We start from the raw sequence: 15552 nt of genomic DNA, 5'->3' as shown, positions 1-15552 counted from the left end.
ATTCTGATCAACATCTTTTTCACATATTTTACTTTAATTATCGATTTTTTTTATTATTTTTGCATTATCCCGTGCTTTTCCAAGATTATTTGCCAACATTTCTGCATTTGGCCATGAGTGATCACATAAATATCCAGCCTCACCGTGCATCCACACGGCCGCACATGCAGATTCCCATTCTGGCATTCCTGATGCCAACAAAGTTGCAATAATCCCTGTCAGCGTATCGCCAGAACCTGCCGTTGCCAATCGTGCAGAAGCATGTTGATTAATGGCAACCCGACCATCAGGAGCCACAATTAGAGTATCAGCACCTTTTAAGACAACAACAGCACCTGTTTTCACCGCTGCTTGTCTAGCTGCTGAAACTTTATCTTCTATGATCTCCCCAAATACACGCTTAAACTCACCCATATGGGGTGTAATAATAGAAGTCCCTTTTAACATATCAATTTGATCAGTTTGAAAAACACCAGCATCAGCAATAACTTTTTTTCCTGCTGCTATTAATATAGGTAGTGTTCTTCGCACCTCTTTGATAGACAACCCTGGACCACAAACCCAAACCTTTCTGCGCTTGTCTTGGATTACATCCTCTAAAGGATCATTATCGACAATAAGACAAGCTGAGAAATTACTATAGATTTCATTGTTTCCCAACGGTAAAATATGCACCAACCCTGCCCCCATATTTAATGCAGCATGAGCCGAGAGTCGTGCAGCCCCCGTCATTTGAGACCCACCTATAATACTGACAGCTCCCCTACGATATTTATAGTCTTCAATTTCAGCTCTTGGTATTTCCCATAATCCGGGCTCATTTAACCAATATTTTATATCTATTGTGAATATGGTGTTGGTTAAAATACTTATATCTTTGATAACTAACACACCCATATGCTCACGTCCTGGCAGCAAATAATGTCCTGGTTTTGCTCGAAAGAAGCTCACTGTTAATTCTGCATATGGGGCATATCCCTTAATCTGTCCTGTTTCCCCGTCTATTCCAGAGGGAATATCAACAGCTATTACTCTTTTTGCTTTGCGTAAAAGATCAGCAATTCGGCAATCAAGATTACTCGTTAACCCTGCACCAAAAATTGCATCAACTACCAAGCTCGCTTTTTCAACATAAGCTTCAAGGTTCTCTACTGTTTTTCCACACCATTGCCTTGCTGCATATTCAGCATCACTGCCAGCCTTTGGTTTACCAATGGCTCCAACACATACAGGCCATCCAGCTTTGGCTAATAATCGTGCAACTACATATCCATCACCACCATTATTACCTGGACCACATAAAATCAAAACCGAACAAGGTTTATATCGCTTTAAAATTTCTTGAGTGACTGCCCACCCAGCATTTTCCATTAATTGTTTTACTGGAATTGTTTTTGCAGCAGCTTTATCAACAATCTGCATTTGTAAAGGTGTTAATAAAACCAAGTCTGTATTCTGATTTTTCACGATATTATGGCCTTTATAAAACATAAAATTAATACTACATTGTAAAAAAAGAAATAAAACCCTGCACATTTTATTTTCTTTGTTTATATTACCATTAAAATTTTATAATAAATTTACATATTACCTTACTTTGGAAATGGAAACACAATGTCTCAAATTGCTTTTTATTGGGGGCCTTTAACCGCCATTCATAATATTACCATTGCTTTATGGATTGGCAGTATCTTTTACTATGTTTTTGGACTACAATCCTGTCTAAGCCTCTTGGATCCAACACAAAAAAATTCTTTGCAATTGCAAGCTCTGCGAAAATTATTTCAATTTAACTGGATTAATGGAATTATAGTATTCGTTACTCAAGGGGTGTTAATTTTTCACAACGACTTTGAGCTCTCTAACATCGCTTGGTCTGCTGGTGCAGCACTCGTTATAATTATCATTATGCTTATTTTACAATTTTATGTGTTTACCACCTCTTACAGTAAGGCACGACGTGCGCTTAGACCCAAACCTGAGGTTTTCAGAAAAATTAACACACCATTAAAACTAATTGTATTTTTAGGTATTCTCAATTTAGTTTTGCTTGTGTTTTAAGTAACACTTTAAAAATAAATCATTATATCACATATAAAAACCATATAATGATTGATTATTTATAGTTATCTTAATATAAGAAGTATCTTATAGTTTCATATTCTTGAAACTTCTTTTCATTTTATTGACATCAATGGTAGAAACCACTTTGCCTGCTATCCATAAAAAAACAAACAAAAAACAATCAGATACTATTTTAGATACACAAACAATAGAGGTTGAACCTTCTATTCTCTTTAGTGATCTCGGATTATCAGCTCCTATTATGCAGGCTATCGATGAGATTGGGTATAAGACCCCTACTCTAATACAAGCAAAAGCAATTCCCGTTATTTTAAAAAAGCAAGATCTTGTTGGCATTGCTCAGACTGGAACGGGGAAAACAGCATCATTTACGCTGCCTATTTTAGAGATCTTAACTAGCAGCAAAGGCAGGGCAAGAATGCCTCGCGCTTTGATTTTAGAACCCACTAGAGAACTTGCAATTCAAGTTGCTGATAATTTAAAACAATATGGACAACATTTAAAACTTAACCATGCTTTATTGGTTGGTGGCGAAAGTATCATAGAGCAAAAAGACATATTAAACCGTGGTGTTGATATTATTATTGCTACACCAGGGCGTTTAATGGATTTGTTTGACAAAGGTGCAATCCTTTTAAATCAAATCAAAGTATTGGTAATTGACGAAGCAGATCGTATGCTTGATATGGGATTTATCCCTGATGTAGAAAAAATAATTTCTTATCTCCCTAAAACTAGACAAACCTTACTTTTATCTGCAACAATGTCTCCTGAAATAAAAAAACTAACAGATTCTTTTTTATCTAATCCAACAGAAATTACCGTAGCTCCACCATCTTCTGTGGCAACAACCATTGAATCTGGGCTAATTATTGTTCATGAAAAGAAAAAAAGAGACACATTGCGCGAATTACTACGTAAAGATAATGTCAAAAATGCCATTATTTTTTGTAACCGAAAACGTGATGTTGATATCCTAACCCGTTCATTAAATCGCCATGGCTTCCAAAGCAGCGCTCTGCATGGGGATTTAACGCAGCAACTTCGTACAAAAACAATGGAAGAATTTAAGAACGGTGATATTCAATATCTAGTTTGTTCTGATGTGGCAGCCAGAGGGATTGACATCGATAATTTGTCACACGTGTTTAACTTTGATCTTCCCCGTCATGCAGAAGATTACGTACATCGTATCGGAAGAACAGGACGTGCTGGACGAACAGGCCACGCTTATAGTATTGCCACTGAAAATGATAAAGAAATCATAGAAGCTATTGAGGCTTTAACTAAAAATCCTATTCCTTTGATTACGTTAAACACACCAGCGAACATAGAACCAGAACAAAATAATACTAATGAAGTTGATCAAAAGAAAAAGCATATAGATAAAGACGAAACCCAAAAGAAAACAACAAAGAAATCACGTTTCAAAAAAGATAAAACAAGCGGTCCTCGTATTCCTTTGTCTCAGGCTATTGTGGATGATAATAATCCCGTTATTGGGTTCGGACAGTTTGTTCCTGCTTTTATGTTATCTCCTTTTCGTAAACAATAAGTGATAGGCTGGAATATGTTCCAGCCTTTTTTATAGAAATTTATCTATATATCCAGGAAATAATAATTTTATTTTAGCCTTTTCAATAGGATTGAGGTTTACGATCAGACGCATAAACTCTCTATTTTTATCCTTAGGTAACTGTTGAAATACAGGATATAATTCTTGTAAATTAGTCTGTTCACTCACATTAGCAAGATTCAAATAATCCAACTTTATTCCTTGTGAAACATAGTGGATATCCCAATAACAACAAGCTGAATGCTGTTCAGATATATCGTAAAAATTGATCTTTTGTGTATTCTGTTGTTCAAAGCCCAACTTTTTAGAGTCGTAAATAGAAAATACGTTATATTTTTGTTGATTCTCGTCAAATGAAACACGTAAATAATGTTCTAAAGATGATAAATATTGTCCTTCAATACTGAAGGATACAGGATAATATCGCTGATCAAATATTGCTGTTAAAACAACCACATTAGGCAAATATGGAAAAACAATACCTAAAACAGGAATTAAAGACTTCATTTCTGCTTCTAGCTCGGTGGTTTGCTTAAGCTGTTGATTGGTTACAGACACGTACAAATAGTGCTGGTTTGCACCCATCATACTCAATGTAATAGGTATATTTTCCTGGATATTAAATTTCTCTTTGAAATACTGATATAATGTAGGCTTTTGCAAGTCAGTATCTTTGGTTTCATAATTAAAGGAATGAAAGGATAAAGCTTCAAGAAAAGGTTTCGTTAGTATTTTTTCTCTGATCTCTTGGATAATTTGTTGATTGATCTTAGCTATATGTTGCCTTACTTTAGGCATCATCCTTAATGGCTCTATATCCACTGACATTGCATCAAAATGAAACCCATATTGTTGCCAGTGACGAAGACTGTCACCCAGATCATCTGTTCTTTTTTTTATACGTCCTACATATTGCTCCATACTACGACAAATATAGTGCATGACTTTGGCACCATCCCACTCAACATCTTTGTTCGGGCCACGCCATTCAACAGTTTTTCCTTGAACATCAACATATTTTGAAAAATCAATATCAAATTGATGTGGATTAATATAATTCATACCTATTTTTTCTGGACGAACAAAACTTTTGACCTGTTGATTATCTCCAAAAAAAAGGTCTGAATGTTCCAAAAACACTTCTACAGGAATACCCCTTGGCTGTATTACTTTATTCGCATTTCCATAAATACACCAATTAATTGCAACCCCGTCAGCATTCGGAAATTGTTCGAGGAAATCTGAAAAACTATTGTGATTATTTAAATAAATATACTCATCAGCATCAAAAAAACCAATCCAATCATATTTTCCCTTCGCCAATTGTGCCGCTTGCATAAAAGCATCACGCTGTCTCCAATAAAAATTTGGCTGTTCAATCGGATTTGTTCTTAGGATTTGTATATTATATAATTTTGCTGCTCCTTGAATAATTTCAAAGGTGCCATCGGTAGAATAATCATCAAATATAAAAAGCTTATCAACACCAAAAGCCTGATACCAAGCAATCCATCCAGCAATATCACTACATTCATTTTTAACAAACAAAGCTACGGCAACTTTTGTCATTAATGAATATTCCTTTAAATTGTATTTTTATTACTTAAACTAACCACTTTTAAATAAAAAAATGGGCAATCTTAATTAAAAGATTGCCCTAGTAAGGTAGCATAGAATAAGAAAAAAAATCAGAACATATTTAAGGTTAATCGCGCTTCATCACTCATTCGAGAAATATCCCAAGGCGGATCCCAAACAACCTCTACTTGTACTTGGGTAACCCCAGCTACTTTTTCAATAGCTTGTTGAATCATAATTGGTAATTCTTGGGCACTTGGACAATTAGGAGCTGTTAATGTCATTTCAACGTTAACTCTTCCATCATCATGCAGATCAACTGCATAAATTAATCCTAGTTCGTAAACATTAACAGGAATTTCTGGATCATAAACTGTAGAAATTGCATCAATTACTGCATTTTCATTAATCTCACCGGACTCTGTTGTTGTATTTTCACTATTAACCTGTGTGTCTTCTGGTGTCCATACCTCTACAACAGATTGAGGTTCCGCTTGATTTGTGTTTGGTTGCATATTTTCAGACAAAGAATCAACCTCTTGCAAATTCGTTGATGTTATTGAGTTATTTTCCATTCAGACACCAATAATAAATAATAATGAGATAATCATAAAACAAGTAAGAAATGAAATTTATTTTATAAACATCTGTTGAACAAGCTTTAATGTCTCGATAAAGACATCTATTTCTTGAAAATTTGTATAAATACCAAAACTGGCTCTGGCAACACTGGTATGATGTAACCGATGCAATAAAGGCTCGGCACAATGTGACCCAGCTCTTACAGCAATACCATTTTGATCTAGTAAAGTCGCAATATCATGTGCGTGCACATCATTCATAGTAAATGCAATAACACCACCACGCTTTTCAGGATTACCTAAGATAGATATACCTTCAATTGCCTGCATTTTTTCTAGAGCATAATTTACCAGTTGCTCGTCATGATTAATTATGTTGTCATATCCAATAGACAATACATAATCAATAGCAGCACCCAGCCCTACCACTTCCAGGATAGGCTGTGTTCCAGCTTCAAACCTGACAGGAGGTGGAGCCCATGTTGATTTTTCAAAAGTAACACGCTCAATCATATCCCCCCCACCCATAAAAGGAGGCATTTGTTCCAAAAGCGTTTTTTTACCCCACAGAATTCCAATACCTGTCGGACCATAAAGCTTATGTCCTGTAAAAGTATAAAAATCCACGTCGAGATCTTGGACATTCACTTGTTGATGTACAATACCTTGGCTGCCATCAATAAGGATCTTTGCCCCATGTTGATGCGCCATTGACGCGATCATTTTAATGGGATTAATCGTTCCCAAAACATTAGACATGTGCGTAATTGCAACTATCCCAATATCATTTTCAAGCAGAATTTGTTCTAAAGCAATTAAATCCAAGTCACCATGATCAGTAATAGGCGCTACAAATAAGTGCAGCCCCAAGCGATCTCTGAGCATTTGCCAGGGCACAAGATTAGCGTGATGCTCCATCTCAGAAATGACAACACCCTGCCCTTGACTTAACAAAGAACCAAAAGAGTAAGCAACTAAATTAATTGCTTCGGTACTATTTTTTGTAAAAACCACTTCTTCCGCAGAAACCGCTCCCATAAAATCAGCTATTTTTTGACGTACAGCTTCATATTGATCGGTCATTGCCTCGCTCATCGTATAAACCCCACGATGAACATTGGCATATTGCGTATAAACAGATTTCTGCATTGCTTCAATCACCTGAATAGGTTTTTGTGCGGATGCGCCACTATCTAAAAATACAAAAGGTTTCCCATTAATCTTTTGCTGTAATATCGGAAAATCATTTCTAATTTTCTCTACGTCAAAACCAACTGATTTTTGCATTATGTAATATCCTCTACGACTTCAACACCTAATTGCTCCTTGAACAAGTCTTTGGCAATAGGATCATGAATTTCTTCAACAGCTTGAGCCACAAAAGCATTAATTAAAATCTCTCTGGCCTGATCATAAGGTATTCCTCTGGCCATCAAGAAAAAAAGCTGATCTTCATCCAAAGCTCCGACTGTTGCCCCATGCGAGCATTTTACATCATCAGCATAAATCTCTAGTTCAGGTTTTGTATTAATTTCGGCTTGATCAGAAAGTAGTAGCGCCTGATTTTGTTGCTGTGCGTTTGTTTTTTGAGCTTTTTGGTGCACAAAGACTTTACCCTGAAAAACACCATGACTTTGATCTGACAAAATATTCTTTACATTTTGATCAGATTGACAATGCGGCACAAGATGAGAAAAAACAGTGGTTATATCAGCATGTTGTCTATCATGTAAATTTTGTACTGCTTGGAACGAAGCATTACACCATTCACCCTGAAGATCCATGTAGACTTCTTGCCTAGAGAACTTAGCACCTTTAGAAATTAAAAACTGTCGATATTTAGCATGATCAGCCAAGGTTACATAGAGATTTGAACAGTTAAAGCTCTCTAAAGAAGAATTAACTAATTTATTATATTCAAAATTAGCACCAGATCCTACTTTAACTTCACAAACTGGGTTTGTAAAATACTCTCCACTTCCAGCATTCATTTCAATTACAGAAAGTTGAGATTGTTCTTGTAACTCTATATTTAATCGATAATGAAAAGAAGCCAAACCAGATTGATCTCCATATCCGAGATGAATCAGCAAGATTGTGCCACCGTGTTGGTTTTTTGGAACGTTTAATTGAATGGTTTGCTTGCCCATAGCATAATTAAGAGCAGTTATGACATCTCTTTGTGGCTGTCCTAAATTACCGTAAACATAATCTTTTAGTTCAAGCTCACAAGCTGAATTATGAAAAAAAGTAGAAAATTCTTCGATAATTTGACCATTAGCCAAAATTAAACGCGGTAATTTAAATAAAGCTTCAGAAGCGAAAATATTTTTTTCCAACCATGTTTGAATTTTCTTGTGCTTAACTTGACTAGGCTGCGTAAAAACATGCTGATTTACCCATCTAAGATCCGTGTATTTCCAAATCTCTGCTCGACGTGTGGGTAAACCATTATCGGTTAAAAAAGCCACTGCATTTTTTTGATCAGCACTCATCTCTTTTCCCCTTACTTGGGATAAAAGAGATTCAAGCCCTTTCAAATTATGATCTTCTGAATGATTAGGCATCAGCTTCTCCAACTAAGCGGCCATATCCTTCTGCTTCTAGTTGACGAGAAAGCTCTGGTCCACCTGTATGAATAATACGTCCTTTGGCCAAGACATGAATATAGTCAGGTTGAATATGATCAAGTAGTCTTTGATGATGGGTGATAATCAAAGATGAGAACTCAGGAGAACGCAGCCCATTAACCCCCTCAGCAACAATACGCAGCGCATCAATATCAAGACCACTATCCGTCTCATCTAAAATCGCAAAAGAGGGCTGTAATAATGTCATTTGCAAGACTTCATTACGCTTTTTTTCCCCACCAGAAAACCCAACGTTTACATTACGCTTTAACATATCAGTTGAGAAGGAAAGCTTTTTAGAAAGCTCTCTTACCAATTTTAAGAAATTAACAGGATCCAGTTCTTCTTCACCGCGAGCTTTACGCACTGAATTTACAGAGGTTCTGAGAAAATTGGCATTATTCACACCAGGAAGTTCAATAGGTGCCTGAAATGCCAAGAATAATCCTGCTGCTGCACGCTCGTCAGGAGACAATGCTAACAAATCTTGTCCTTTAAATGTTACTGATCCTTTGGTTACATTATAACTGGGATGTCCTGACAACACATAAGATAAAGTCGATTTTCCAGAACCATTTGGCCCCATAATCACATGGGTTTCTCCTGCAGGAATGGATAAATTAACACCTTTTAAAATTTCTTTACAGCTATTTTCAGCAGTCTCATCCATTACACAAGCATGTAAATCTCTGATTTCTAAAATATTATTCATCTTTTATTTACCCTACACTTCCTTCAAGACTAATTTGTAAAAGCTGTTGTGCTTCAACAGCAAATTCCATTGGAAGTTCTTTTAATACATCTTTACAAAAACCATTAACAATCAGCCCAATCGCTTCTTCTTGCGAAAGGCCGCGTTGTTGACAATAAAATAACTGTTCTTCAGAGATTTTGGACGTCGTGGCCTCGTGCTCTATTTTGACAGAGCTATTTTGACTTTCAATATAAGGCACCGTATGGGCACCACATTGATCCCCAATTAACAAACTATCACACTCTGTAAAATTTCGTGCATCTTTGGCTCTGGGCAACATTCTTACCAAACCACGATATGTGCTATCGGACTTGCCCGCACTGATTGTCTTGGCCAATATTGTCGAACGTGTGTTACGCCCTATATGGATCATCTTTGTTCCCGTATCGGCTTGTTGATGACCATTCGTTACCGCAACCGAGTAAAATTCACCAATAGATCCTTCGCCTTGCAAGATACAAGATGGATATTTCCACGTAATAGCAGAACCCGTTTCTACTTGTGTCCAAGAAATACGGGCGCGATCGCCACGACAAACACCTCTTTTGGTCACAAAATTATAAATACCACCCTTACCGTCTTTATCTCCTGGGTACCAATTTTGTACAGTGGAATATTTAATAAAGGCATCTTCCATAGCAACCAGTTCAACCACCGCCGCATGAAGTTGATTTTCATCACGTTGTGGTGCTGTACATCCTTCAAGATATGATACTGTCGCTTTATCATCAGCAATAATCAAAGTACGTTCAAACTGTCCCGTGTTCTTAGCATTAATTCGAAAATAAGTTGATAATTCCATCGGGCATCTCACCCCTTTTGGAATATAAACAAAAGATCCATCCGTAAAAACAGCAGAGTTTAATGCGGTATAGAAATTATCGCCTTGCGGAACGACACTGCCCAAATATTTTTTAACTAACTCTGGATAATCCTTGATCGCCTCAGAAATAGGGCAAAAAATAACACCAGCCTCCGACAACGTTTCTCTAAAAGTTGTCGCTACAGAAACACTATCAAAAACAGCATCAATAGCAATAGGCGCACGAACATCAGACATTTCCTCTGCCCCTTCAACACCTGCTAAGATAGCACGCTCTTTAAGAGGAATCCCGAGTTTTTCATAAGTTCTTAAAAGCTCTGGATCAACTTCATCCAAAGATTTTGGCCCTTTTTTCTTTTTGGGAGCTGCGTAATAATGTAAATCTTGGAAATCAATATTGGGATGATTAACTTTACCCCAATCAGGGGGCGTCATGGTCAACCACAATCTATAAGCCTTTAAACGCCATTCCAACATCCATTCCGGTTCTTCTTTACGCACAGAAATTAACCGAATAATATCTTCATTTAATCCTTTAGGAGCCATATCCATTTCAATTTGAGTTTCGAATCCCCACTTATAGGTATTCGTTTCTAATTGTTTTAATAATGCTGGATCCTGAGTTAGTTTGGTCATTGTATCACTCTTGTTTCTTGAATACTTTTATCTTGTTTTAATAATTTTAACATGAATGAGTCATGGATTTCTTATCTTGCAAATCTGCAATTGTAATATTTTCAAATACATTACGTAACTGAAAACTAATTGCCTCCCATTTTCCGTATAATTCGCACTCCTCAGCAATTAACCTGCAATTATCTTTATCACAATTTACCAAATCAATGGGGCCTTCAATCGCAACAACGACTTGTGCAAGTGTTATTTCCTTTAAAGGGAATGATAAACTATAACCGCTTCCTGCGCCCCGACATGATTTAACTAAAGATGCACGTGTCAGCATTTTAAGAACTTTGGCTACTGTCGGTTCTGGAACACCCGTTTCAGTGGCTAGCACAGACGAGGACGTAGGTTTTTGAAACCTGGAAAGATGTATTAAGAGAATAGTGGCATAATCTGTTAATTTTGATATCTTTAGCATTAGATCATGTTTCAATCTTAAAAATAAACTGAATGACAGTTTAATGTTAAACATCTTTTTTATATAGGACTACTTTAGTCCATTTAAAAGAGTTTTAAAAGATTTTTTTATAAAATTAACAAAATACGTGCTAATTTGTATGCCCAAAACATAAATATAGAAATAAATATAATATTATACCGACAAGGAATCCCACCACAGAACCATTAATACGTATGTATTGTAAATCCTTACCTACACGAGTTTCTAAACGAGCAACAAGTGCATTGCTATCCCATCCTGCCACTACCGTTTCTGTAAAACGAATCAACCATTCTTGTGTATGTGGCAAAGAGCGTATTACAGCGCTTTGAATCGTATTTACAACTTTTTCACGAACAACTGGATCTTCACGTAATTGTGTTGCCAGATAGGTCAACGTGTCATTTATTAAGGTTTTCATCCAACCTTCATTATTTTCCAGATCTTCCTCAACCATCAAACGTATTTTTTGCCAAATATCTTCACGCCACTCTTGCACGCTCTCATGATCAACAAAAACTTTTAATGCTTCAGAAATTTTTTCGCCTCGTTCTGGGTTAGTCTCGAATTTATCAATCTCTTTTTTCATCCATTCAGCAACACCATGACGAAGATCTGAATCTTGAGGGTCTATACGATCCATCTCTTTACTCACTGCAACCAAGACTTTACTGGCAATGGAACCACCAATCATCCAGCCTAAAAAACGTCCCCCTTGTTCGCGCACCCTATCTTGAATTATATCCTTAAAATCTTGCTCTTTTTCTTTTAAATTCTTTTTAATAATTTCGAGTAAAAAAGAAACCACTTCTTGATGATGTTCATTGTCAACCATTGTCCGCAAAGCACGAACCATCAAAGGAGAAAGTGACTCACCACTTAATAAACGCGAAAATATCCGACCAATAAAATTACTTGCCCGACCATCTTCAAAACGATCCAACATATTTGGAACTGATTTTAAAATAATATTACTACAAATTTCTATATTCGCAGGATTAGATAAATATTGTGCTAAAATACTAGGGAAATCAATTTTATTTAAGGTTTGTGTAAGCTCTTCCTTTGTAAACACATAACGCGTAATAAAACGCCCCAACCCCTGCCCCAATCGTTTTTGTTGCATTGGAAGAATCGCAGTATGAGGTATAGGAATACCCATTGGGTGACGAAACAATGCCGTTACAGCAAACCAGTCTGCAAACCCACCAATAAATCCTGCTTGAGTTCCTGTACGCATAACGTTAAGTAAAAAACTATCTTCGATAATTCCATAATAAGGTAACAAATAGCCTAAAAACGTAAGCACGCCCATCATCATCAATAGCCCTGTTGCTATACGACGATAGTGAACATAAGCTTGCCAAGCTATGCGCTCTGCCTCAGGTATTTTCTCCACAGTCTTCGCTTTTTCTTGCATTTTTTTAACTAAAATAGAATTTTATCTTTTCATTTTATCCATAATAATCAATCATAAATACCATATATCAAAATTATTTTATTATCATATGGATTATTTAATTATGAATAACACATCAGCAGCATCTTCTCATATGTTAGATCAATTAGTTACCTTAACAACTCAGTTGATGTCTAAACATAATCATGAACCTACAGAAAATCCCGTTTTAATTTTATCACAAAAAATTAAACAACAGTTGAAATCAGGAGAGCTCTCATTTGATGTGTTAAAAGAAATTATTCAACAACTCAGGGATTCTGCTTTCCTATCTCATGCTATTCATTTGCAAAAATATGTGAATAATCCAGAAAAAAAAATTATTCATGAACGAATTGACACTATTGTTCAAAATATTGTTCAGCAAGCTACAATAAAACATGAGACTAATACAGCTGAAAGTTTTGAGTGTTTTAAACAACTAGTTGAAAAAAGCCAATTTGCAGCTGTATTCACAGCTCATCCAACATTTTCTGTTGCCAATGCTGTTTACACGGCCCTTGCTGATATGGCCAGTCATCCCATTACTAAAGAAACTCAGGTGCCCTTTTTCTCTACACATCGCAGGGTAGCACCTCCAACTTTGAAAGAAGAGTTAGGATTGGCAATTCATGCCATAGAGCGTGCTCGTAATGCGTTAGATATGTTTAATCGTTATTTATTCGATGCTGCACAAAGACACTGGCCTGATTATTGGACAACACTAACACCATGTTCGATTTTACTCAGCAGCTGGGTTGGATATGATACTGATGGACGAACTGATATTGGTTGGTGGGACAGTTTAAATATCCGTCTCCAGATGAAAGAGTTACAATTACAGCGTTTATATTATCAACTTGAACCTATTGCTAATGGAGTAGAAGATCTAAAACAACATGTTTCTTTGGCATTAAAAACCGTTAAAAATCAAAGAGAACTTTGCCCCACCAGTGCTGATCCTGATCAATTCTCTGATTTTGCCAGAGTTCTTATCGAAAATCGGCAAGATGCACTGCTTTCTACAAATGATTTAATACCTTTTTTTGATCAAGCATTAAAGCAAGTCGATGAAAATCATAAAATTGATTTATTAATAGCGCGTGCTGGTTTTATTAGCCACGGCTTAAGCCTGTCACACACACATGTAAGATTAAATTCTGTCCAAGTACATAATATGGCACGTCAACGTTTGGGAATTACCAGCAATCCTGATAATCGCTCTCATACGAGAACCCTTTTCAATACTATTAACACTGCATTGGGGCATGTTTCAGCAATTCCTGTTGATTTTGGCTCTTTGTTAACTGAAAAAGCATCTGCCAGTACGTTAATGATGTTGTTAACACAAATTATTAAACATATTGATACTAAAACCCCTATTCGCTTTTTAATCGCTGAAACTGAAAATGGATATACTTTACTCGTTGCATTATGGTTGGCTCGTTTATTTGGAATTGAAAAACAAATAGAAATTTCACCTTTATTCGAAACAGATGCGGCGTTACAACATGGCTCTAATATTATAGAACAAGCACTTCGTTCCTCTCATTGGAGAGAATATTTGCGCAATACAGGCAAGTTGTGTTTGCAATTCGGATATTCAGATTCTGGAAGATTTGTAGGGCAGATTGCTGCGACCTATGAGATTGAAAGATTACGTCGTAAAATTGCAGCTCTTTTGAGTAAATATGATTTAACAGACGTCGAAATTGTTCTTTTCGATACCCACGGTGAAAGCATGGGTCGAGGCGGACACCCCTTTAGTATGGAGGATCGCCTAGAATATCTTTCTCCTAAAAACACACAATTATTTTTCAAAAAAAATGGTATATCCACACGTCAAGAAACTGCTTTTCAAGGTGGTGATGGGTATCTACTCTTTGGCTCTCAAGCATTAGCAAATGCCACAATCAGTATTATCGCAAAGCATGTGTATAATTTCGAACTGGATGAACATGATCCAATTTATGAAGAAGCTGATTTCAGTGCTGATTTCTTCTCTACCATCAGTTCAGAAATGAAAGACCTAGTCAAAGATAAAGGATACGGAACTTTACTGAGTGTCTTTGGCCCTGCCATGATTGATCGCACTGGCTCTAGAGCTGCAGTTAGACAAAGCGATGCTTATGCTAGCTCTACACACATAAAACAACCAAGAGAGCTAAGGGCTATTCCTAATAATGCAATCCTACAACAGCTTGGATGGTGCGCGAATACCTTACAAGGTTTAGGAACAGCAGCATCAGCTAATCCTGAAACCTTTCAAGATATGTTAAGAAATAGTCCTCGCTTTAGACGTTCACTAGATTTTGCACGTCATGCATTAAAACATTCAAATCCAGCAGTATTACGAGCAATTATATATATGCTTGACCCTGGAATTTGGTTGGATAGAGCAAGTTCTGAGGACAACCCTAATATACAAGAATCCTATTTATCATTAGCTAAAGGCCTTCGAAGAATGGACTTATGGTCTAGTACCCAAGCTACTTTTCATCGGGTTCAGGGCGATCATATTACTTTGCTTTCCATCTGGAAAGAAGCTCCTTCTATGGATGCTAAAGAAATATTGCTTCATGCTATACGCTTGACGGTCATTGAAGAAATTTGGATGCTTTCAACACAAATTCCTTATTTCTCCCCTTATCATGAATTTAGCAGAGAGGCATTGGAAACAAAAATTTTATCATTAGAAATCCCAACTGCTTTAAATTTATTATTACATGTATTTCCCCAAGCAGGAGAACATATTTCTGATCTTTATTTTTATGAACCAAAAGCTCCACGTAATGAAGGCGCTTATGAAATGGATGATCGTCAGATTTTCAAACCCATTCAAAAGAATTTTGATCTTATCCGTGAAATAAGTGTTGCTTTAATTCATCGATTACACGCTTTTGGTTAATTTTTTATTTTAGATATTGTTTTTATCTAATTTTAGTACATCTTTATCATTAATACTGA

At 36.3% G+C, this 15552-nt stretch carries 12 protein-coding genes; 3 read left to right on the top strand and 9 right to left on the bottom strand.

All coding sequences use genetic code 11. From position 1 onward, the window contains the following. Positions 1-33: 33 nt before the first annotated feature. Positions 34-1467 (bottom strand): NAD(P)H-hydrate dehydratase, encoded by a 1434-nt coding sequence (locus tag COMX_RS02820; RefSeq protein ID WP_034338814.1) that lies wholly within the window; start codon positions 1465-1467, stop codon positions 34-36. A 147-nt stretch (positions 1468-1614) separates the two neighbouring features. Between COMX_RS02820 and COMX_RS02815 the strand changes: the two genes are divergently transcribed. Further along, positions 1615-2061 (top strand): hypothetical protein, encoded by a 447-nt coding sequence (locus tag COMX_RS02815; RefSeq protein WP_034336749.1) that lies wholly within the window; start codon positions 1615-1617, stop codon positions 2059-2061. Positions 2062-2194: 133 nt separating this feature from the next. Further along, the gene (locus tag COMX_RS02810; RefSeq protein ID WP_034336746.1) at positions 2195-3640 is read left to right on the top strand and encodes a DEAD/DEAH box helicase; all 1446 of its coding nucleotides are present in this window, start codon (positions 2195-2197) and stop codon (positions 3638-3640) included. Between the two features lie 30 nt (positions 3641-3670). Here the strand turns inward: COMX_RS02810 and COMX_RS10560 are convergent, their stop codons facing one another. The 8 genes from COMX_RS10560 to COMX_RS02770 all read right to left on the bottom strand — a co-directional run bounded on the left by COMX_RS10560 (position 3671) and on the right by COMX_RS02770 (position 12546). Then, complete coding sequence (locus COMX_RS10560) at positions 3671-5230, bottom strand: glycosyltransferase family 2 protein (RefSeq protein WP_051461816.1); 1560 nt, start codon at positions 5228-5230, stop codon at positions 3671-3673. Between the two features lie 119 nt (positions 5231-5349). Next, positions 5350-5754 carry an SUF system Fe-S cluster assembly protein gene (locus tag COMX_RS02800; RefSeq protein ID WP_051461968.1) on the bottom strand — a complete coding sequence of 135 codons (405 nt, stop codon included), beginning with the start codon at positions 5752-5754 and terminating at the stop codon, positions 5350-5352. A 117-nt stretch (positions 5755-5871) separates the two neighbouring features. Then, a complete protein-coding gene (locus COMX_RS02795) occupies positions 5872-7107 on the bottom strand; it encodes an aminotransferase class V-fold PLP-dependent enzyme (protein ID WP_034336741.1) in 1236 nt (411 codons plus the stop codon). Continuing rightward, positions 7107-8387 carry a Fe-S cluster assembly protein SufD gene (gene sufD, locus COMX_RS02790; protein ID WP_051461815.1) on the bottom strand — a complete coding sequence of 427 codons (1281 nt, stop codon included), beginning with the start codon at positions 8385-8387 and terminating at the stop codon, positions 7107-7109. Before sufD ends, COMX_RS02795 begins: the two co-directional genes overlap by 1 nt. Beyond that, on the bottom strand, positions 8380-9162 hold the full coding sequence (sufC, locus tag COMX_RS02785; RefSeq protein ID WP_034336739.1) for a Fe-S cluster assembly ATPase SufC: 783 nt from the start codon (positions 9160-9162) through the stop codon (positions 8380-8382). The genes sufD and sufC overlap by 8 nt, the downstream gene beginning before the upstream one ends. A 7-nt stretch (positions 9163-9169) precedes the next feature. Beyond that, entirely contained in the window at positions 9170-10663 is a 1494-nt protein-coding gene (sufB, locus tag COMX_RS02780) for a Fe-S cluster assembly protein SufB (protein WP_034336737.1), read from the bottom strand. 46 nt (positions 10664-10709) lie between these two features. Continuing rightward, entirely contained in the window at positions 10710-11126 is a 417-nt protein-coding gene (locus tag COMX_RS02775) for an RrF2 family transcriptional regulator (RefSeq protein WP_051461814.1), read from the bottom strand. Positions 11127-11256: 130 nt separating this feature from the next. Then, entirely contained in the window at positions 11257-12546 is a 1290-nt protein-coding gene (locus COMX_RS02770; protein ID WP_235176747.1) for a DUF445 domain-containing protein, read from the bottom strand. A gap of 124 nt (positions 12547-12670) precedes the next feature. Between COMX_RS02770 and COMX_RS02765 the strand changes: the two genes are divergently transcribed. Beyond that, positions 12671-15493, top strand: a complete 2823-nt coding sequence (locus COMX_RS02765; RefSeq protein ID WP_034336733.1) for a phosphoenolpyruvate carboxylase — start codon at positions 12671-12673, stop codon at positions 15491-15493. The last annotated feature ends 59 nt before the right edge of the window (positions 15494-15552 follow it).

The organism is Commensalibacter papalotli (ex Servin-Garciduenas et al. 2014) (genome assembly GCF_000527695.1).
GTDB lineage: Bacteria > Pseudomonadota > Alphaproteobacteria > Acetobacterales > Acetobacteraceae > Commensalibacter > Commensalibacter papalotli.
This window is presented reverse-complemented; position numbering and strand designations above follow the sequence as displayed.

Bases quoted from the DNA above. Each gene is read 5' to 3' on its own strand.
- COMX_RS02795 (WP_034336741.1), bottom strand. From the start codon at position 7,107: ATGCAAAAATCAGTTGGTTTTGACGTAGAGAAAATTAGAAATGATTTT.
- COMX_RS02800 (WP_051461968.1), bottom strand. From the start codon at position 5,754: ATGCAACCAAACACAAATCAAGCGGAACCTCAATCTGTTGTAGAGGTA.
- COMX_RS02775 (WP_051461814.1), bottom strand. From the start codon at position 11,126: ATGCTAAAGATATCAAAATTAACAGATTATGCCACTATTCTCTTAATA.
- sufD (WP_051461815.1), bottom strand. From the start codon at position 8,387: ATGCCTAATCATTCAGAAGATCATAATTTGAAAGGGCTTGAATCTCTT.
- COMX_RS02810 (WP_034336746.1), top strand. From the start codon at position 2,195: ATGGTAGAAACCACTTTGCCTGCTATCCATAAAAAAACAAACAAAAAA.
- sufB (WP_034336737.1), bottom strand. From the start codon at position 10,663: ATGACCAAACTAACTCAGGATCCAGCATTATTAAAACAATTAGAAACG.
- sufC (WP_034336739.1), bottom strand. From the start codon at position 9,162: ATGAATAATATTTTAGAAATCAGAGATTTACATGCTTGTGTAATGGAT.
- COMX_RS10560 (WP_051461816.1), bottom strand. From the start codon at position 5,230: ATGACAAAAGTTGCCGTAGCTTTGTTTGTTAAAAATGAATGTAGTGAT.
- COMX_RS02765 (WP_034336733.1), top strand. From the start codon at position 12,671: ATGAATAACACATCAGCAGCATCTTCTCATATGTTAGATCAATTAGTT.
- COMX_RS02815 (WP_034336749.1), top strand. From the start codon at position 1,615: ATGTCTCAAATTGCTTTTTATTGGGGGCCTTTAACCGCCATTCATAAT.